The organism is Clostridium tarantellae (assembly GCF_009295725.1).
In the GTDB taxonomy this organism is placed as follows: Bacteria; Bacillota; Clostridia; order Clostridiales; family Clostridiaceae; genus Sarcina; species Sarcina tarantellae.
Window position 1 is genome coordinate 1 of the sequence record NZ_WHJC01000587.1, and the last position, 698, is coordinate 698.

1 protein-coding gene is annotated in these 698 nt (G+C 27.2%); it reads left to right on the forward strand.

Annotated elements, in window-relative coordinates; all coding sequences use genetic code 11:
* Positions 1-577, forward strand: a 577-nt coding sequence (locus GBZ86_RS16495; protein ID WP_152892481.1) for an Rpn family recombination-promoting nuclease/putative transposase, incomplete at its 5' end; no start/stop codon positions are given.
* Between the last annotated feature and the right edge of the window lie 121 nt (positions 578-698).

A 698-nucleotide genomic window follows, 5' to 3' on the forward strand; every position in this document is an offset into this window, starting at 1 on the left:
ATACGAAGGACAGCTTAATGAAGGAGATGATTATTCAGACCTTAAAAGAACTGTTTGTATAAATATATTAAATTTTAAATACTTAAATAATGATAGATTTCATAATGCCTATAGATTAAAAGAAATAGAGGTAAATGAAGAACTAACAGATGTTTTAGAAATTCATTTTATAGAAATTCCTAAACTTAAGGATAATAGTGATGAAAGAGATATGTTAGTAGCTTGGACAGAATTCTTAAAAAATCCTGAAAGTGAAAAGGTAAGAGCTTTAGAAATGTCAGTAAAAGAAATACGAGAAGCTAAAAATGAACTTATTAAAATTAGCTGTGATGAAAAACAAAGAGCACTATATGAACTAAGAGCTAAAGCATTAAAAGATGAAACAAGTGCATTAAATAAAGCTAAGCGTGAAGGAAAAGAAGAAGGTCTTAAGGAAGGGAAAGAAAAAGGAATTAAAGAAGGTGAAAAGATAAAATCTTTAGAAATAGCTAAAAATTTATTAGATGTTTTAGATGATGAGACTATTGCTTTAAAAACTGGGTTAACAGTGGATGAAATAAATCAGCTTAGAAAGTAGTCACAATAGATTTAGTAGAATTATAAGGAAGTGAATAGAGTGTTACAGAGCTTATTAGATCCTAAAATGGATTTTATATTTAAGAATATTTTTGGTTCAGAAAAGCATCCAGATATATTAA